Origin of the sequence: Sphingomonas sanguinis NBRC 13937 (assembly GCF_001591005.1) — a bacterium.
Taxonomy (GTDB): Bacteria; Pseudomonadota; Alphaproteobacteria; order Sphingomonadales; family Sphingomonadaceae; genus Sphingomonas; species Sphingomonas sanguinis.
The window spans coordinates 1-18,538 of record NZ_BCTY01000009.1; the positions used below are offsets into that span (position 1 = coordinate 1).

Genomic DNA, 18,538 nt, shown 5'->3' on the forward strand with positions numbered 1-18,538 from the left:
CCCGGCCCCTCCCGCCTGCGGGAGGGGAGGAAGAAGAAGGCAGGCTTTATTCGACCTCCACCACCTCCACCGCATCGGCCTTGCCCCCGAACGCCACCGTCTCGCCCGCCATTGCACCCATCAGCGCGCGGGCCAGCGGTGCGGCATAGGCGATGCGGTCATGGGCGGGGTCGGCTTCGTCATGGCCGACGATGGTCAGCGTTCTGGTCTGGCCGTTGAGGCGGATCGTCACCACGCTGCCGATGCCGACCTCATCCTCGGCGGGTGCGGGGGCGATTTCGGCGGTGGCGGCGCGGGTGTTCCAATAACGGAGTTCGCGCTGGAGGCGGGTGCGCTCCTCCTCCTCAGTCGCGGCGGCGACGGCGGCTTCGACCTCCGCCACTTTCGCGCGGGTCAGCTCGAGCCCGCGGGCGGTGACCAGATTGGGGCCGGGCGGGATCGGCAGCTCGAACTTGGGTTCGAGATGTTCCTCATCGGATTCGCGGCGGAAAGCGACACTCATCGGGGCTGAACGTTCCAGGTCATGGCCAGGCTCCATGACGGGCGCAACGCTTCGTCGCAAGCACCGTCGGCGGGCGCTTGAGTTTTCAATGCAATCGTGTATAGGGCCACGCTTTCACGGAACGCTAATATTCACCCGTGCCGCATGGGTGTATCCGCCAACCGAGAGGGATGGGTCCCTTGGTTCGGCGGTACGCGCTCCTTTTTCTGTTGGAGTCCCCATGCCTTTTTCTGCTTTGCCGCCGGTCCTGTCGGCTGCCCTTTCCGCGCGTGGCTATACCGCGCCGACCCCCGTCCAGGCCGCCGTTATCGAGGATGACGCGCAGGGCCGCGACCTGATCGTGTCCGCCCAGACCGGTTCGGGCAAGACCGTCGCCTTCGGCCTCGCCATGGCGAGCGAGCTGCTGAATGGCGGCGACCACCTGCCCCAGCCGGGCGCGCCGATGGCGCTGGTCATCGCGCCGACGCGCGAACTGGCGCTGCAGGTCAGCCGCGAGCTGGAATGGCTTTATGCAGGGGCGCGTGCCCGCATCGCCACCTGCGTCGGCGGCATGGACGCCTCACGCGAGCGTCGGGCGCTCAGCCATGGCACGCACATCGTCGTCGGCACGCCGGGCCGTCTGCGCGACCATCTGGAGCGCGGCGCGCTGGACCTGTCGTCGCTGAAGTTCGTCGTGCTCGACGAGGCGGACGAGATGCTCGACATGGGTTTCCGAGAAGATCTGGAGCAGATTCTCGACGGCACGCCGTCCGAGCGTCGCACGCTCCTCTTCTCGGCGACCATGCCACGCCCGATCGTGCAGCTCGCCAAGCGTTACCAGACCAACGCCAAGCGGATCGAGACGATCAGCGAGGATAAGGGCCATGCCGATATCGCCTATCAGGCGGTGACGGTGGCCCCCGCCGATATCGAGGCGGCGGTAGTCAACCTGCTGCGCCTGCACGAGGCCGAAGTGGCGATCCTGTTCTGCGCCACCCGCGACAATGTCCGCCATCTGCATGCCAGCCTGGTCGAGCGCGGCTTTTCGGCGGTGGCGCTGTCGGGGGAGCATTCGCAGAACGAGCGCAACCATGCGCTTCAGGCGCTGCGCGACGGCCGTGCGCGCGTCTGCGTCGCGACCGACGTCGCCGCGCGCGGTATCGACCTTCCCGGCCTGACGCTGGTCATCCATGTCGAAATCCCCCGCGATGCCGAGGCGTTGCAGCACCGTTCTGGCCGTACCGGTCGCGCGGGCCGCAAGGGCACCGCGATCCTGATCGTGCCCTATCCCCGCCGTCGCCGGGTCGAGGGCATGTTGCGCGGCGCCCGCATCGACGCCGAATGGCGGCGCGCGCCGACGCTGGAGGAAATCCGCGAGCAGGACCGCGAGCGTCTGCTGACCGCGCTGCTCGCGCCGGTCGAGGTGGACGAGGGCGATCGTGAACTGGCCACGCGCCTGCTTGCCGAGAAGTCGCCGGAGGACATCGCCGCCGCGCTGGTCCGCGCGCACCGTGCCGCGCTGCCCCAGGCCGAGGAACTGGTCGAAGGTGACGCGCCGCCGCCGCGCGAGCGTCGCGAAGGCTTTGACGATACGGTCTGGTTCCGCATGAATGTCGGTCGCCGCCAGAATGCCGATCCGCGCTGGCTGCTGCCGCTGATCTGCCGTCGCGGGCATATCACCCGCAACGAGATCGGCGCGATCCGCATTCAGCCGACCGAGACGCTGTTCGAGGTGCCGACCGCGCTGGCTTCGCGCTTCGTCGCCGCGCTCAAGCGGACCGAGGCGGATCAGGCCGAGGACGATATCGCGATCGAGCAGGCCGATGGCCCGCCCGCCGGTGGTGCACCCAGCGGTGGCGCGCGTCGTGGTCCGGGGGGCGGTGGCCGTCCCGGTGGCGGCGGTCGCCCGAATGGCCCCGGCGGCCCGCGTCGCTATGCGCCGCGTCCCACGGGCGGGGCACCGCGCGGTCCGCGTCGCGGCTGAGCAGATTTCGGAACGGCCGGGCATGTCCCGGCCGTTTTGCTGTCAGGGCCCGACCCGATAGAGCGCGGTGTCGAAGGTCGCATAGATCGGCCGGTGACCAGGCCAGATCGGCCCCAGCCCGCGTCGGTCCAGCACCCACAGATACCCGATCCGCCCGCGCGGCAGGATCGCGATGCGCCGATGCAGCGCCCCTAGATCGACCTTGCCGCAGCCCCAGGCGGGTATCTGTTCGGACGGATCGTTGCTGATCTCCGGGGGCAGCGGATAACGAACGCGGAGCAACGGCGCGCCCAGCACCCGCCACTGGCTGTTCACCAGCGCGTCGCGCCGGTCGATCGCCAAGTCGGGCAGATGCGACCAGGCTTGCGTCGTCCAGCCCGCATGGCAACCATCGGTCAGCGTGACGGCATGGATGCGCGCACCCATGGGTACGAAATCCAGGGCCTTGAGCGCGGCCTCATAGCGCATGCCCTCGCGGTGCCAGCGCACACCCATCTCGCCGCAGCGGAGCAGGAACAGCGCGATGGCGATCGCCGCCAGCACCTGTCCCTCCCGCGCGCGTCCAGTCGAGCGGAGCGACACGAGCGCGGCCATCACCGCCACCGGCACCAGTCGCTCGTCGGCGGCCCAGCTGCCCATCAGCGTGGTCGGCATGACGAGGCAGAGCAGCGCCAGCAGCGCCGCCCCCAGGCCTATCCGCTTGTCGACCTTCACCGACCCCCGCCACCAGAGCGCACCGATGACCAGCCCCAGGATGATCGGCGTGCCGATATCGATCACCGGCGATCCGCCGCGCAGCATCGCGACCCAGCCCATCAGCTTTCGCGTCAGCAGATGGTCCTGATATAGTCCGACGGCGCTGCCGCTCCCCCCGCTCCAGGCCAGCGTCAGGACCAGAGGCGACAGCAGGGCGAGGCCGGGCGGGATCGATGCCGCCACGCTCCGCCAGCGCCGCTCGCGCGCCCAGCGCTCGCCCTCATACCCGGCGACGAGTGTGACCAGCACGACCCACCCCATGGCATGGGCCAGCCAGGTGATGAACGCCAATGGAGCCACCACGATCAGCAGTCGCCACCATGGCTCGTCGCGCAGCCTGATCCAGGCGGCGAAGCTGAGGAAGGCGAGGCCGATGGCCAGCCCGTAATTGACGAAGCCGAAATGGAAGGGATTGCCCAGTACGAAGATCGCGGCGGCCAGGGCCGAGGGCTGGATACGACCGTGCAGCGCCCGACTGACCGCTGCCACGCCGGCAATTCCCAGCACGGGCATCAGCGCGGCGGCGATGATCCCGGCGCCCTGCGCTCCTATCCATGGGCCCAGGCCCCACGCGATCAGGTCGCCGCCCAGATTGCCGACCAGATGCCAGTGGAAGTCATAATAGGCCGACAGCCAGGCCGAATGCTGGCCGCGCAGCATTACCGCATAACGGCCGATATGCCCGTACAGGTCGGTCATCACCGGCAACGGCGCGACCCAGAAGGGGATCAGCGCCGCGACCAGCAGCAATAGCAGCGGCCACGCATAGGAGCGGCCGCTCGGCGGGGTGGTATCGGGGTGGGCGCGCGGTGTCACAGCCTATGCTGGAACAGCGACGGCCCCGATGCCAGCCCCATCGCGCGCGTCAGGCGATCTCTCGCCCGGCCTTCCACAGCCGCAGGGCGCGACCCTGGACCGGGAAGCCGTCGAACGGCGTATTGCCCGCCGAGGCAAAGGCGTCGCCCGACACCATCCACGGCGTCTCCGCGTCGAACAGCATCAGGTCGGCGGGCTTGCCCGGCTCCAGCGTGCCGGTGTCGAGGCCAAGGATCTTGGCCGGGTTGGTCGCCAGCAGCGCGAACAAGCGGGGCAGGGTGATCCGCTCGTCGCGCACCAGCATCAGCGCCAGTGGAAGGAGCGTCTCGGCCCCCGCCATGCCCGCCTCGGCATCCACGAAGGGCAGGCGCTTGGACTCCGGGCCGTGCGGGTCATGGCCCGATCCGATGACATCGACCGTCCCGTCCGCGACGGCCGCCAGCGCCGCCTGCCGGTCGCTCTCGTCGCGCAAGGGGGGCGAGAGCCGGGCATAGGTGCGGAAATCGGTGACCGCGATGTCGGACAGGTGGAGATGCGCAGGCGTGATGCCGCACGTCACCTTGACCCCGCGCCGCTTGGCCGCGCGGATCAGGTCGAAGCCCGAAGCGGTCGTCACCTGCCGGATGTGCAGCCTCGCGCCCGTCTCCTCCGCCAGCATCAGGTCGCGCGCGATGGCGAGCGATTCGGCGATGGCGGGGGCGGAGGGCAGGCCCAGGCGGCTGGCCGTCTCGCCCTCGGTCGCGACCGCATCGGCGGCCAGGCCACCATCCTCGGCATGGGAAATGACGGTCAGGCCGAGATCGCCCGCATAGGCCAGCACCCGGTGCATCACGCCCGAATCGGCGATCCAGCCGCGCCCGGTGCCGACCGCCTTCGCGCCTGCCGACACGCACACCGCCATTTCGGCCAAGTCGGTCCCCGCCAGCGAACGGGTTGCCGCCGCGATGGGGTGAATCCACAGGTCCGGCCGCCCGATCAGCGCGGCGCGCTGCACCACGCCGGGATCGTCGAGCACCGGTGACTGATCGGGCATCAGGCCGATGCGCACGATGCCGCCTGCGCGGAAGGCCGCATGGTCGACCTTGAACACGCCCAGGTCGACGATACCGGGGGCGAGCATCTTGCCGCCGCAGTCGACGACCGTCGCGCCTTCCGGCGCATCGCCCATGCCGGTGACGACGCCGTTTTCGACCAGCAGCGTCTGGCCGCGAGTCTCGCCGCCGACCGGGCAGATCAGGACAGCATTGGTGAAGGCGGTGATGCTCATGCCCAGCCCTCCAGCTTGCGGGCCCGGCGGGTCAGCACGTCCAGGCACGCCATGCGCACCGCGACGCCCATCGCCACCTGTTCGGTGATCGCCGATTGCGGGCCATCGGCCACCTCCGAGTCGATCTCGACCCCCCGGTTCATCGGACCGGGGTGCATGACCAGCGCATCGGGCTTGGCGCGCTTCAGCCGTTCGGCGGTCAGGCCATAGCGCATCCGATACTCGCGCGTGGAGGGAATGTATCCGCCCGCCATCCGCTCGTTCTGGACGCGTAGCATCATGACGACATCGGCATCCTGGATCGCTTCGTCGAAGTCGGTGAAGGGGGTGACGAACATCCGCTCGATCCCCTTGGGCATCAGCGTCGAGGGCGCGCAGACCCGCACCTCGGCCGCCAGCGCGGTGAGGGCGAGAATGTCCGAGCGTGCAACCCGGCTGTGCAGGATGTCGCCGCAGATCACGACCTTCTGCCCTGCCACGCTGCCCCGGCGGCGGCGGATGGTCAGCATGTCGAGCAGCGCCTGGGTCGGATGCTCGTGTCGCCCGTCGCCCGCGTTCAGGACCGGGCAGTCGACCTTGTCGGCGATCAGGCGGACGGCACCGCTCGCCATGTGGCGGATCACGATGACGTCGGCGCGCATCGCGTTCAGCGTCATCGCCGTGTCGATCAGCGTCTCGCCCTTCTTCACGCTCGACTGCGCCGCATGCATGTTGACGACGTCGGCACCCAGCCGCTTGCCAGCGATCTCGAAGGACAGGAGCGTCCGGGTCGAGTTCTCGAAGAACGCGTTGATCTGGGTCAGGCCTGCCAGCCGCGTGTCGGGCGTATCGGTCGCGTCGCGATCGAGCCAATGTTCCGCCTCGTCGAGCAGGAACATGATCTCATGCGGTTGAAGGCCGTCGATACCGGTCAGATGCCGGTGCGGAAAAACGGCGCCACCCTGAATGAGCGTGCCGGGGCGATGATCCGAGGTCTGCATTAAAGCCGCCGGGTAGCGGCCGGGACGGCATTCGGCAAGGCTCCTGTGGTCGTCGGCCACGCCTCCAGCACATAGCCATAGCCGACGCGCCGCAGTCTTGCCCGGCCGATGGGGAAGCCTTGCTGGCGCAGCGTCTCCGTTAGGCCGTCCACCGTGACCGGCTGGCCCGCCGCATGTTCGGTCCAGAACAGGGTGGGACAGTCGCTTGCCATGTCGTGGCCGCTGCCGATCGGAAAGCCGAAATGCGCCGCGACGATCCGGTAGGCGAAGGGGAAGACGACGCGATTCTCGACCGGCGGGGCGGCCATGGCGATGCTGTTGCCTGCCGCATGGACATGGATGCGGGTGGTGGGGCAGGCGCGCCGGATCGCGGCGATGGTGCTTCCCGTACCGTACCAGCTGGGTTGAGCCACGGTCCGGGCCCAATTCTCGCGGATCGCCATCATCGCCGCCAGGGTCATCGCCGCCGACAGCAGGACAACGACCACAGGCCGCGCCCGGTCGAGCAATGCGGTGACGCCCAGCGCCAAGATCATCGCAATGGGAGGATGGAGCGTGACCAGATAGCGGCCGATGATGAAGGGCCGCCACAGATGGATCGCGACCATCACGAACACGGCGATCCCCAGCCCGACCGCCAGCGTCAGCGCCAGATCGGCCGGAGCCGTGAGGCGGCGGTCGCGCCGGCTCCGCCAGGCCAACATCGCAAAGCCGATTGCCGCCAGGACCGTCACCGCCGGATTAGCGGTCAGGCTGCCCAGCACCTCGATCTCGATCGCCCAGCGCGCGGCGTCGAGACCACCGGGTATCCAGAAGCTGCGCGTGTTGGCTTCGATCTGTCCGAACGACCAGAGCAGGTGGACCAGCATTGGGATCGCCGCCAGCGCCGCCGCCGCGAAGAGGTGGAACGCGCCTTGCCTGTCACGGGCCAGCAGGCGGCGCAGGATCATCGCGGCGGCCAGCGAGCCGACGACGATGCTCGCGGCCAGATGCACGTTGAACGCGATGAGCAAGGCGAAGGTCAGCATGACCCATTCCGCCCGCCTACGGCTGCTCTGGCCCCGGTTGAACGCAATCAGCGCGGCGACCGCAACCGCGGCGGATGCGAAAGCCAGATAATTGGAGCGCAACTCGGCCGCCCGGTCGATCGCAGGCCACGCGCTGGCGAGGGCGATGGCGAACACCCAGCCGAGCCGCCGCAGCGGATGCGGGATCAGCCACCATGCGAGTTGGACGGTCGCGCCGAGCAGGACGAACAGATTGACCCACCGCCGTTCCTCGACCGTCGCCCCCAGCCAGCTGGTCGCGCGGGCCAGCGCGTAGAAGAGCGGCGGATGATTGTCGGCCAGCCAGCGGCTAAAGGCGTAGGGCAGGGGGACGCCCGGCCGGGTGACATAGAGCGTGTAGAACTCGTCATACCAGGGCCCGCGCAAACGCATCGCGGCGACCATGGCGCTGACCAGCATGACGAGGACGATGGCCAGCATCCCGCCGGTCCATAGGGACGTCTTATTCCAGGGGCGGGAAAGCCGTGGCGACGCGATGGGCGGGTCCGATGTCATGGGACCGCGACCCTGCACGGTCGCCCCCCAGGCGGCAAGCGGCCGTACCGGATCGGAAGGTCCACACCTCCCGATCCGGTACGGCCCTTCGCTTAGAACGCGCCGGACAAAGTGATGAAGCCCATGCGCGGCGGCTGGGCATAGCTGTTCCAGGTCTTGGACGCCGCGCCGACGACCAGTTCGTAAATGCCCTTGCGGTTGGTCACGTTGGTGACGTTGACCGACAGCTTCAGGTCCTTGACGCCGAACCCGTCAATCTGCGGCAGGCTGTACCCCGCCTGCAGGTTCAGCAGGTAGCGCCCGCCGATGCCCTGGTCATTGGTGTAGGTGGCAAAGCGCGGGCCGACATAGTCGCCGATCGCCTGGATCTCGAACGGGCCGTCATTGATCGACACGACGGTCTTGTTCAGCCAGCGCGCGGTGTTGGGTACATATTTGCCTGCGGTCGCGATGGTGGTGGTGCCGCTGACATAATTGTCGCGATACTTCGAGCTGTTGTACGACAGCGCATTATAGACCGACAGGTGCGGGCCGAAGCGCAGGGTCGCCGCCGCGTCGACGCCGTTGGTCCGCACGCGACCGACATTCTGCAGGATCGACACGCCGCCGATGACCGAGGCGATGACCGGCGTTGCGCTGATCTGAAGCAGGCGATTGTCGAAATCGACATGATAGGCACTGACCTGCGCCTCGATCGCGGTCAGCGGGCCGAGGTCGAGCGCGTGGTGCGAGCGCAGGCCCGCCTCATAGGTCCACGACGTCTCGGGCGAGGTGTTCGCCTTGATCTGGTCGAATGCCTGCTGGCTGCCCACCGCGAAGGGCGACAGGCCTGCGGCGACCGAGGCTTGGAACTGGCGGACATTCTTCTGGACATGGCCGAACAGCTGGTCGTTGGTCGTGATATCCCAGATCGCGCCGATCGCGGGCAGGAACCACTTCTTCGTGTTCAGTCGTCCTTCCGGATAGCCGGTCGAGGTGCCGGGCAGCGCACCGGGCAGCGGCTGTGTCGGCACGCGACCATCGGCGAATTGCAGGCTGGACTTGAAGCCTGCCTCGACCGTCACCGTCGGGGTGATGTGCCAGCGATCCTGGATATGCGTCTGGATCAGGTCGTATTTGGTGATCGCGGCATATTGGGTGAGACGGCGAAGTGACGGATCGGCCCATTCATAGGGCGAGGGCGGGTTATCGATCGGCGCGGCGTACCAGCGGCGAAAGATCGTGTTGCGGTTATGCTCGTACCAGGCGCCCAGTTCGATTTCATGGTCGCCCGCATGGATCGCCAGCGTCGAGATCGCTCCCTTCCGATCGATGCCATATTCGGTGGTGCGCAGTGCATAGCCCGAGCCGCCGAACACGGTCTTCAGATTCTGGCCCGGATAATAAATGCGGAACAGGCCCGGCAGGCCGGCTGCCGCGATCGGGCCGGTGATCTGACCCTGGCCCTCGTCATGATGGTAATAGACCTGATTGGTCCACGTCACGGCATCGCCGAAGCGGTGCTCGTACTTGATGTAACCCAGATAATCGGTGCGCTGCGCATCGCCGAAATAATTCATGTAATTGTTGGGGTTGTTCGACGGCGGCGCACCGTTCGCGTCGACATAGGCGAGCGCGCCCTGCCAGTTCGGGTAGAGTACCGAGCGATAATAGGGCTCCAGTCCGCCCGCATTGTGCGCGACCGAATCCTGGTTGGGCTCGGCCTTGTCGGAAATGTTGAAATAGCCGGTTAGCGTGCCGTTCTCGCCCTTGTGGACGAACTTGGCATTGCCCTGCCATCCGCCCTGCTTGGCGTTGAATTCCCAGGCGCGGGCCTTTTGCCGGACGACCGAGAGATAGCCGCTGTTGGTGCCGCCCAGCCCCTCGACCTCGCCGCTGTCGATACGCAGGAAGGTGCGGCTGGCGTCATAGCTGCCCAGCGTCTGGGCGAAACGCACGCCCAGGGTGGCGGCCGGATCGCTCGAATAGGTCTCGATGCCGCCGCCCAGATTGCTGGCCGAGGCGGTGCCCAGGTCGGCGGCACCAGCGGTCAGCCGGACGCGCGCAACGTTTTCGCTGATGACCGCGCGCTGCGGCGTCAGGCCGTTGTAATTGCCATAGGACTGATCGCCGAGCGGCACGCCGTCCATGGTGAAGCCCAACTGGTTCTGGTTGAAGCCATGGACGAACAGCGCGATATTCTGTTCGTTATTGCCCCAGGGGTCGGCGGTCTCGAACTGCACGCCGGGCAGCGTCTGAATCGCCTTTACCGGATTCGCGCCGGGCAGCACCTTCTGGATTTCCGCCGCGCCCAGCTCGACCGAGGAGCGCGTGGTACGGGTCGCGGTGACGACGATCTGGTCGCCATTGGTCGCGGACTCCGTCGACGATGCACCGGATCCCTCCTGCGCCCAGACGGGCATGGCGACGACGGCCGCACCGATCATCAGCGTCGAACGAAACAGTAATGAAAACGATTGCATGAATAGACCCCCCACAGGCACCGGATGGAACGGCGCAGCTAGAGGGTGCAAATGACGATTTAGGGACCGGATAAAGACCGATCTATTACATTTCAGGCGATCAGGGTGGGTTTGCGGTCAATCGCGTCGCAAAATGATCACGCCATCACTAGAGCATCGATCGCGGCCTGCAGGATATGGGCGGCGGCCAGATTGTCGATCCGCTCGGCGCGTTTCGCGCGGCTCATATCCTGTTCGATCATCGTGCGTTCGACCGCGACGGTCGACCAGCGTTCGTCCCACAGCAGGATCGGGCCCAGATCGGCACAGTTGCGGGCAAAGCTGCGGGTCGATTGCGAACGCGGGCTTTCGCTACCGTCGAGGTTCAGCGGCAGGCCGATGACCAAGCCCTGTACCCCTTGCTGCGCGATCATCGCGATCAGCTGTTCCTTGTCCTTGGTGAACTTGGTCCGGCGGATAAGGGTGGCGGGACTGGCGAAGCTCCATCCGGCATCGCAAAAGGCAGTGCCGACCGTTTTCGTGCCGACGTCCAGCCCGATCAGCCGCCCGCCGGAGGGGAGGGCAGCGCGGAATTCGCTACGGTCGGTGGTAATCAGGCTCATCGAAAGGCTTTCAAACGGCGATCCGCATCGGCGCGGACATTCGCCCAGAACAGGCTGTAGTCATAGACGTGGTAGTTGTTGCCCGGCAGCACATAGGGCCCGACGCTCGGCCCCTCGCCGATGGTCAGGATGCCGCGCCCCTCGCACTTGGCGGGGACCTTGCCGGCCGCGATCGCGGCGGTCTTCAGGTCGGCGGACGGGTAGAGCGTACCGAGATTGGCGGTGGCGGGCGCGGCGACGCCGGGTGTGCCGGTCAGCGGGTTGGTGCACAGCATCGCGGTGTCCTTGCGGGACGCGCCCGTATAGCCGTTGGTCTTGTCGAACACGTCGAGGATCAGCGACGGGTCGGCAGGCTCGCCGAAGCTCTGCCAGCTGAGGATGCAGCCGGTCTGGTCGGGCTTCTCGCACGCCGGCAGGCCCATGGCGGGCAGGTCGGCGGTCATCGAGATCGGCCAGCCGACGACATAGGCCGCGACGATCCGCCGCTTGAGTGCCGGGTCCTTCGCCACCCGGTCGGTCAGCAGCCGCGACAGGTGTAAGCCGCCCTGGCTGTGCCCGGCCAGGATCAGCGGGCGGTTGGGATCGACCTGTTCGAGAAAGGCGGTGAAGGCGGCGTCCACGTCGCGATAGGCGAGGTCGAGCGCCTGCTCGGCATCCGCCACGCTGGTCAGAAACGCACCGAAGGTCGCCTGGCGATAGCGTGGTGCCCAGATGTCACCCGCCTCGTTGAACGCGCTTGCCTGACCACGCAGAAACAGCTCGGCACGGGCATTGGTCTCGGGATCGTCGATCGGCGCGTTCCAATGCGCCTTGTTGATGTAGGAGGTCGGGTGGATGAAGAACACCGCCGCGCCCTGGCCGGGCTGGCCGGGGGTATAGCCGGTCGGCGTCCACAGAGCCGGGTTATTCGGAATATCGGGCCGCGCCAGCCACATCACCCGCCGCTTGTAGATTTCCGCTGGCGGAGCCGCCTGCGCCTGGAACGACTCGGAGGGGACGGTCGACCAGCGGAGCAGCTGGTTGCCGAACATGCGATAGGCAAAGGCCGCCGCGATCGTCAGCACGATGAGGGTCGCCACGACATAGAGGAATTTGCGCGCCAAATCGTCACTCCGTTGTGCGGTGCAGCAAAACCGGACGGCCCGCAATTGCTATCCATGATGCCCCACTTGCCCCCATTGCAATCGCCGAGGCGGCAAAAGCGTTGCGCGAAGCCGCGCGGCGATGCTAGCCGCAAATCCATGTCCGTAGATACCGCAACCGTGAAGAAGATCGCGAGCCTTGCCCGCATCGCGATCACCGAGGAGGACGCGACGCGCCTCGCCCCCGAGCTTGGGAACATCCTGGGCTGGATCGAGCAACTGGGTGAGGTCGATACCCAAGGGGTCGAGCCGATGACCGCGGTGATCCCGAACCAGCTTCGCCTGCGTGACGACGTCGTCAATGACGGCGGCATCCGCGACCTCCTCATGCAGAATGCGCCGCAGGCCGAACATGGCTTCTTCACGGTGCCCAAGGTGATCGAATAATGACTGATCTCACCACACTCGGCATCGCCGCCATCCGCGACGGCGTGCGCGACGGCCAGTTCAAGGCGCGCGAAGTCGCCGAGGCGTTCAACGCCAAGGTCGCGGGTGCCCGCGCGCTCAATGCCTTCCTGGTCGAGACCCCGGAGCATGCGCTGGCCGCCGCCGATGCGGCCGATGCGGCGCGTGCCGCTGGCGAGACGCTCAAGCCGCTGGCCGGCGTGCCGATCGGCATGAAGGACCTGTTCGCGACCAAGGGCGTCGCGACCACCGCCGCCAGCAAGATCCTGGAAGGCTTCGTTCCGCCCTACGAGTCGACGGTTTCGCAGAATCTGTGGAACGCAGGCGCGGGCATGCTCGGCAAGCTGAACCTCGACCAGTTCGCGATGGGTTCCTCCAACGAGACGAGCGCCTTCGGCAATGTGATCTCGCCTTGGCGTCGCCCGAACGACACCGCGCCGCTCGCCCCCGGCGGGTCGTCAGGTGGGTCGTCGACGGCGGTGTCGGCGGGGCTGGCTCCCGGCGCGACCGGCACCGACACCGGTGGCTCGATCCGCCAGCCTGCCGCCTTTACCGGCATTTCGGGCATCAAGCCGACCTATGGCCGTTGCTCGCGCTGGGGCACGATCGCCTTCGCCTCCTCGCTCGACCAGGCGGGGCCGATGGCGCGTGACGTGCGCGACTGCGCGATCATGCTGGAGGCGATGGCGGGCTTCGACGCGAAGGACGCGACCTCGCTGAAGCTCGACGTGCCCAACTGGGAAGCCGCGCTGTCGACCGACCTGAAGGGCAGACGCGTCGGCGTGCCCAAGGAATACCGCGTCGACGGCATGCCCGCCGAGATCGAGGCGCTGTGGCAGCAGGGCATCGACTGGATGCGCGATGCGGGGGCGGAGATCGTCGAGGTCTCGCTGCCCCACACCAAGTACGCGCTGCCCGCTTACTACATCATCGCGCCTGCCGAGGCGTCGTCCAACCTCGCCCGCTATGACGGCGTGCGCTACGGCCTGCGCGACCTGCCTGAAGGGGCGGGGTTGCAGGACATGTACGCCGCGACCCGCGCCGCCGGGTTCGGCGACGAGGTGAAGCGCCGTATCCTGATCGGCACCTATGTGCTGTCGGCGGGCTTCTACGATGCGTACTACACCCAGGCGCAGAAGGTCCGCACGCTGATCGCCCGCGATTTCGAGCGCGCGTTCGAGCAATGCGACGTGCTGCTCACCCCGACCGCACCGTCGGCGGCGTTCGCGCTGGGCGAGAAGCAGGCCGACCCGCTGGCCATGTATCTCAACGACGTGTTCACGGTGCCCGCCTCGCTGGCCGGGCTGCCCGCCATGTCGGTGCCGGGCGGTCTGGACAAGGACGGGCTGCCGCTCGGCCTTCAGATTATCGGCAAGCCGCTGGACGAGCAGGGCGTGCTGAACGCTGGGCTGGCCATCGAGCAGCGTGCGGGCTTTACCGCCCGTCCGCAGGCCTGGTGGTAAGCGACCGCGCCTTTTCGGCCCGCAACATCGCCGTGTTGCGGGAGGCGCAGGGCGCCCTGAACGTCGCGTTCGGGGCGATCCTGAGCGCCTATGTCGGCGTGTCGCTGAGCCATATGGAAAGCCAGCCTTTCGACCATCACACGCTGGCGCGCTTCTTTCTAGGCGTGGCGGGTTTCATCCTGTGCTTGTGCGTGGGCAACAGCGTGATCCTGCGCGGTGAGGTCCGGCTGGGCATTCTGTTCCTGCTGCTGGGCGCGGGCGCGGCCTATATCGGGTTGCGGGAGGCGCGGCATCTCGGCTTCGAGACGTCCGTCCTGCGCATCCTGTCGAGCTGCTGGATCGTGGCCCTGCTGGGCAGCAACGCCGTCCTGACGGCGATCAACTATCTTCATCATCGAGATCGAACATGAGCGAATATCGCATCCAGGGCGCGACGGGGGAATGGGAGGTCGTGATCGGCCTGGAAGTTCATGCCCAGGTCACCACCAACGCCAAGCTGTTCTCCGGCGCAGCGACCGCGTTCGGCGCGGAGCCGAACACCCAGGTCTCGCTGGTCGACGCCGCGATGCCCGGGATGCTGCCCGTGCCCAACATGGAGTGCATCCGCCAGGCGGTGCGCACCGGCATGGCGATCGACGCGCAGATCAATAAGTGGTCACGCTTCGACCGGAAGAACTACTTCTACGCCGATCTGCCGCAGGGCTATCAGATCAGCCAGCTCTACCACCCGCTGGTGGGCGAGGGCGCGATCGAGATCAGCCTGGACGAGAAGAACCCCGACGGCCCCACCAAGTCGATCGGCGTCGAGCGTATCCATGTCGAGCAGGATGCGGGCAAGCTGATGCACGACCAGCATCCGACGCGCTCCTATGTCGACCTGAACCGCTCGGGCGTGGCGCTGATGGAGATCGTCAGCCGCCCCGACATGCGTTCGCCCGCCGAAGCAGGGGCTTATCTCCGCAAGCTGCGCGCCATTCTCCGCTATGTTGGGTCGTGCGATGGCAATATGGAAGAAGGCTCGATGCGCGCCGACGTGAACGTGTCGGTGCGCAAGCCCGGCGACGAATTCGGCACGCGCACCGAGACGAAGAACGTCAACTCGGTACGCTTCGTCATGGCCGCGATCGAATATGAGGCCAAGCGCCAGGTCGCGGTGCTGGAGGATGGCGGCAAGATCGTCCAGGAAACCCGCCTGTTCAACGTCGAGAGCGGCACCACCCGGTCGATGCGGTCCAAGGAAGATGCGCATGATTACCGCTACTTTCCCGATCCCGACCTGCTGCCGCTGGAGCTGACCGACACGTTCCTCGAGGAATGCCGCGCCAGCCTGCCCGAGCTGCCCGACGCCAAGCGTCGTCGCTATGAAGCCCTGGGCCTGACCGCCTACAATGCGGGTGTTCTGACCGCCGAGGTCGAGACGGCTCGCTGGTTCGACGGGCTGCTGGACGCTCTGGAGGGCACGAGCGCCAAGCCCGCGCAGGCGGCGAACTGGGTCGCGGCCGAGCTGTTCGGTGCGCTCAATCGGCTGGGCAAGGACATTACCGAGAGCCCGGTATCGCCTGCCCAGGCGGCGGAGCTGCTGGCCCTGGTCGCCGACGGCACGCTGTCGGGGAGCCTCTCCAAGCAGGTGTTCGAGATCATGCTGGAGACGGGCGATGGTCCGTCCAAGATCGTCGAGGAGCGTGGCCTCAAGCAGACCAGCGACACCGGTGCGATCGAAGCGGTGATCGCCGAGGTGCTGGAGAAGAACCCGAACCAGCTGGGTCAGTACCGGGCGGGTAAGGAAGCGCTGTTCGGGTTCTTTGTGGGGCAGACGATGAAGGCGATGGGCGGTAAGGCCAATCCGGCGGTGGTGAACGACCTGCTGAAGAAAGCGTTGGCGGGGTAAGGGCTCCCACAAGAACTCCCCCTCCCGCAGGCGGGAGGGGGTTGGGGGAGGGTAGGAAGCCTCGCAGAGCCCATCGCTCGTGGCTTTCCCTTCCCCATCCCCTCCCGCCTGCGGGAGGGGTGCGCTTTGGGCGAGCGGCGCGCGCTATCGAAAGCTTTTCGTCTTGGCGAGTGGCTTGCGATAATCTCCACACCTCACCGCGAACTGCTCCCCTCTCGCAGGCGGGAGGGGCCGGGGGAGGGCAACGGTGTCTCACCGAGCCAACCCCCTCAATCACTGCGCATCCAAATCCTGGTTACGCACCACGCCGCCGGTGCCGCCAACACCGTCATGCTCACCCGTATCGGTAAACGTCACCGGCTCCTCACCGCCTTCGCCACGCGCGACCGCGTCCGACCGCGCCTCGACGGCCTGTTCGATGTCACTGCGCGGGTCCTCGCGCGGCGGGCTGTCTGGGTTATTCTCGGGTGCCTCGCTGGGCGGGCTGTCGGGATGGTTTTCGGGATTGTTCGCCATGATCGGCTCCTCTCAAATCTGGGGCGGCTGGGCGGTGCCGGGATCGCCCGGGCCGACGCCGGGGGCGGGCTGGTCGATGTCCGGGCCGGGCGGCACGATTTCGGGCGGCGGCGCATCGGGTTGCGCCGGTTGGGTCGGCGTCGGGCTTTCGGGCGGGGGCTGGGTGGCCATTCTCGCTCTCCTTTTGGGGGATTGAGGGGCATAAACGCACCGGATACGCCGATGTTGCCTGTTGTCCCTTGCCGAAGCCGCCCAGGGTGATATAGACGCGCGCCCATCGGCGGTGTCCTCGTGCGGGCGTGGCGGAACTGGTAGACGCGCTGGATTTAGGTTCCAGTATCGTAAGATGTGGGGGTTCGAGTCCCTTCGCCCGCACCAGTCCCCGGTCACAACGGGGCGACAGCCACACGGAATTTCTCCAGATTGAAGGCCTTTAGATGCAGACTGTCGAGACGCTGAACGAGGGGCTGAAGCGCGCCTACACGCTCACCATCACTGCCAAGGATATCGAGGGCAAGGTCGATGCCGAGCTGAAGCGGATCGCTCCGCAGATGAAGATGCCCGGTTTCCGCCCCGGCAAGGTGCCGACGAACCTGGTTCGCAAGATGCACGGCCCGGCGCTGCTGCAGGACGCCCTGAACACCGCGCTGCAGGAAGGCGTGCAGTCGCTGATCGCCGAAAAGAACCTGCGTCCCGCGATGCAGCCCCAGGTCGAGCTGGTCGGTGAGTATGAGCAGGGCCAGGACGCCACGCTGAACGTCACGCTCGAAGTGCTGCCGCAGGTCCCGACCCCGGCGATCGACGCGCTGAAGCTCGACCGCCTGACCGTGCCGGTCGCTGACGAAGCCGTTGACGAGCAGCTGCAGAAGTTCGCCGATCAGCAGAAGCGCTGGGACGATGCGGGCGACAAGGCCGCCGAGCAGGGCGACCAGGTCACCGTCGACTTCGTCGGCAAGACCGCCGATGGCGTTGCCTTCGAGGGCGGCTCGGGCGAGGACATGGCCGTCGAGATCGGCGGCGGTCGCCTGATCCCCGGTTTCGAGGACCAGCTGGTCGGCGTGAAGGCCGGTGAAGAGAAGCAGATCTCGGTCACCTTCCCCGAGGACTATCCCGCCAAGAACCTGGCCGGCCAGCCCGCGACCTTCGACCTGACGATCAAGTCGGTGAAGATCGCCGGCGAAGCCAAGATCGACGACGAGATGGCCAAGAATCTGGGCCTCGAGAGCCTGGAGCAGCTGCGCGGCTTGCTGAAGGGGCAGATCGAGCAGGAGCATAACGGCCTGACCCGCACGTACATGAAGCGCAAGCTGCTCGACCAGCTGGCCGATGGTCACGACTTCGAAGTGCCGCCATCGATGGTCGAGGCCGAGTTCTCGCAGATCTGGGCGCAGCTCGAGCATGAAGCGACCCATGAGGAAGACCCCGAGGCCGCCAAGGCAGAGATGGAGAAGGAGCGCGGCGATTATCAGAAGATCGCCGAGCGCCGCGTCCGTCTGGGCCTCCTCCTCTCGGAGATCGGTCAGGCGAACGGCGTCGAAGTGACTGCGCAGGAAATGAACCGCCTGATCGCGCAGGCCGCGCAGCAGTACGGCCCGGAAGATCGCCAGCGCTTCATCCAGTATGTCCAGCAGGAGCCGATGGCCGCCGCCCAGCTGCGCGCCCCGCTCTATGAGGACAAGGTCGTCGACTTCCTGTTCGGCAAGGCCGAGATCACCGACCGCGAGACCACCCGTGAGGAGCTGGAAGCCGCGATCGAGAGCGAAGACGGCTTCGCCACCGGCACGCACGTCCACAACCATGATCACGACCACGATCATGACCACGGCGCCAAGAAGTCGAAGGCGAAGGCCAAGAAGGCCGACGTGACCGATGACGCCGCGTCGGAAGACGCGACCGCCGAGGACGCGCCGAAGAAGACGACCCGCGCCAAGAAGGCCGCTCCGGCCGAGGGCGAGGCGGCAGTCGCCGAAGAGGCGCCGAAGAAGACCACGCGCGCCAAGAAGGCCGCTCCGGTCGAAGGCGAAGCGGAGGCCGCCGAGGCTCCCGCCAAGAAGCCGCGCGCGAAGAAGGCTGCGCCGACCGAATAAGGACGGCATCGGATTTTGCGTTCGTGACAAACGGGAAGGGCGGTCGCGCAAGCGGTCGCCCTTCCTGCGTTGTGATCCTCCCCTGCAAGGGGAGAAATGGCCAACGGGCTGTCCCGCCCGGCCTTGT

General features: G+C 67.0%; 16 protein-coding genes and 1 tRNA gene. 7 read left to right on the top strand and 10 right to left on the bottom strand.

Annotated features, from left to right (window positions below; genetic code table 11):
* Nucleotides 1-46 precede the first annotated feature (46 nt).
* Nucleotides 47-502: a GreA/GreB family elongation factor gene (locus SSA01S_RS06380; protein ID WP_061779693.1), complete on the bottom strand. Its 456-nt coding sequence runs from the start codon at nucleotides 500-502 to the stop codon at nucleotides 47-49.
* Between the two features lie 220 nt (nucleotides 503-722).
* Between SSA01S_RS06380 and SSA01S_RS06385 the strand changes: the two genes are divergently transcribed.
* On the top strand, nucleotides 723-2,465 hold the full coding sequence (locus SSA01S_RS06385; protein ID WP_061779694.1) for a DEAD/DEAH box helicase: 1,743 nt from the start codon (nucleotides 723-725) through the stop codon (nucleotides 2,463-2,465).
* Nucleotides 2,466-2,507: 42 nt separating this feature from the next.
* Here the strand turns inward: SSA01S_RS06385 and SSA01S_RS06390 are convergent, their stop codons facing one another.
* From SSA01S_RS06390 to SSA01S_RS06420, 7 genes are all read right to left on the bottom strand, one after another.
* Complete coding sequence (locus SSA01S_RS06390) at nucleotides 2,508-4,037, bottom strand: hypothetical protein (RefSeq protein ID WP_061779695.1); 1,530 nt, start codon at nucleotides 4,035-4,037, stop codon at nucleotides 2,508-2,510.
* 49 nt (nucleotides 4,038-4,086) lie between these two features.
* Nucleotides 4,087-5,304, bottom strand: coding sequence for a dihydroorotase (locus tag SSA01S_RS06395; RefSeq protein WP_061779696.1), 1,218 nt, complete (start codon nucleotides 5,302-5,304; stop codon nucleotides 4,087-4,089).
* Entirely contained in the window at nucleotides 5,301-6,284 is a 984-nt protein-coding gene (locus SSA01S_RS06400) for an aspartate carbamoyltransferase catalytic subunit (protein WP_061779697.1), read from the bottom strand. The genes SSA01S_RS06395 and SSA01S_RS06400 overlap by 4 nt, the downstream gene beginning before the upstream one ends.
* Complete coding sequence (locus SSA01S_RS06405; RefSeq protein ID WP_061779698.1) at nucleotides 6,284-7,771, bottom strand: hypothetical protein; 1,488 nt, start codon at nucleotides 7,769-7,771, stop codon at nucleotides 6,284-6,286. The genes SSA01S_RS06400 and SSA01S_RS06405 overlap by 1 nt, the downstream gene beginning before the upstream one ends.
* 167 nt (nucleotides 7,772-7,938) lie before the next feature.
* Entirely contained in the window at nucleotides 7,939-10,308 is a 2,370-nt protein-coding gene (locus SSA01S_RS06410) for a TonB-dependent receptor (protein WP_061779699.1), read from the bottom strand.
* 137 nt (nucleotides 10,309-10,445) lie between these two features.
* On the bottom strand, nucleotides 10,446-10,910 hold the full coding sequence (gene ruvX / locus SSA01S_RS06415; protein ID WP_170171407.1) for a Holliday junction resolvase RuvX: 465 nt from the start codon (nucleotides 10,908-10,910) through the stop codon (nucleotides 10,446-10,448).
* Nucleotides 10,907-12,013 carry a DUF3089 domain-containing protein gene (locus tag SSA01S_RS06420; protein WP_061779700.1) on the bottom strand — a complete coding sequence of 369 codons (1,107 nt, stop codon included), beginning with the start codon at nucleotides 12,011-12,013 and terminating at the stop codon, nucleotides 10,907-10,909. Before SSA01S_RS06420 ends, ruvX begins: the two co-directional genes overlap by 4 nt.
* Before the next feature lie 138 nt (nucleotides 12,014-12,151).
* Here SSA01S_RS06420 and gatC point away from each other — a divergent pair, with 138 nt between their 5' ends.
* From gatC to gatB, 4 genes are read left to right on the top strand one after another with little or no spacing between them, the layout of a single operon-like run.
* The gene (gene gatC, locus SSA01S_RS06425) at nucleotides 12,152-12,439 is read left to right on the top strand and encodes an Asp-tRNA(Asn)/Glu-tRNA(Gln) amidotransferase subunit GatC (RefSeq protein ID WP_037568622.1); all 288 of its coding nucleotides are present in this window, start codon (nucleotides 12,152-12,154) and stop codon (nucleotides 12,437-12,439) included.
* Nucleotides 12,439-13,920, top strand: a complete 1,482-nt coding sequence (gene gatA / locus SSA01S_RS06430; RefSeq protein ID WP_061779701.1) for an Asp-tRNA(Asn)/Glu-tRNA(Gln) amidotransferase subunit GatA — start codon at nucleotides 12,439-12,441, stop codon at nucleotides 13,918-13,920. The genes gatC and gatA overlap by 1 nt, the downstream gene beginning before the upstream one ends.
* Entirely contained in the window at nucleotides 13,914-14,330 is a 417-nt protein-coding gene (locus SSA01S_RS06435) for a hypothetical protein (RefSeq protein WP_170171408.1), read from the top strand. The genes gatA and SSA01S_RS06435 overlap by 7 nt, the downstream gene beginning before the upstream one ends.
* The gene (gene gatB, locus SSA01S_RS06440; protein WP_061779702.1) at nucleotides 14,327-15,808 is read left to right on the top strand and encodes an Asp-tRNA(Asn)/Glu-tRNA(Gln) amidotransferase subunit GatB; all 1,482 of its coding nucleotides are present in this window, start codon (nucleotides 14,327-14,329) and stop codon (nucleotides 15,806-15,808) included. The genes SSA01S_RS06435 and gatB overlap by 4 nt, the downstream gene beginning before the upstream one ends.
* A gap of 273 nt (nucleotides 15,809-16,081) precedes the next feature.
* Here gatB and SSA01S_RS06445 read toward each other — a convergent pair whose 3' ends face one another.
* Together SSA01S_RS06445 and SSA01S_RS19775 are read right to left on the bottom strand one after the other, a co-directional pair.
* Nucleotides 16,082-16,324 (bottom strand): hypothetical protein, encoded by a 243-nt coding sequence (locus SSA01S_RS06445; RefSeq protein WP_061779703.1) that lies wholly within the window; start codon nucleotides 16,322-16,324, stop codon nucleotides 16,082-16,084.
* A 12-nt stretch (nucleotides 16,325-16,336) separates the two neighbouring features.
* Nucleotides 16,337-16,495, bottom strand: a complete 159-nt coding sequence (locus tag SSA01S_RS19775; protein WP_167348893.1) for a hypothetical protein — start codon at nucleotides 16,493-16,495, stop codon at nucleotides 16,337-16,339.
* Between the two features lie 122 nt (nucleotides 16,496-16,617).
* Here SSA01S_RS19775 and SSA01S_RS06450 point away from each other — a divergent pair.
* A tRNA-Leu gene (locus SSA01S_RS06450) sits at nucleotides 16,618-16,702 on the top strand.
* Between the two features lie 59 nt (nucleotides 16,703-16,761).
* A complete protein-coding gene (gene tig, locus SSA01S_RS06455; protein WP_061779704.1) occupies nucleotides 16,762-18,411 on the top strand; it encodes a trigger factor in 1,650 nt (549 codons plus the stop codon).
* Nucleotides 18,412-18,538: the final 127 nt, after the last annotated feature.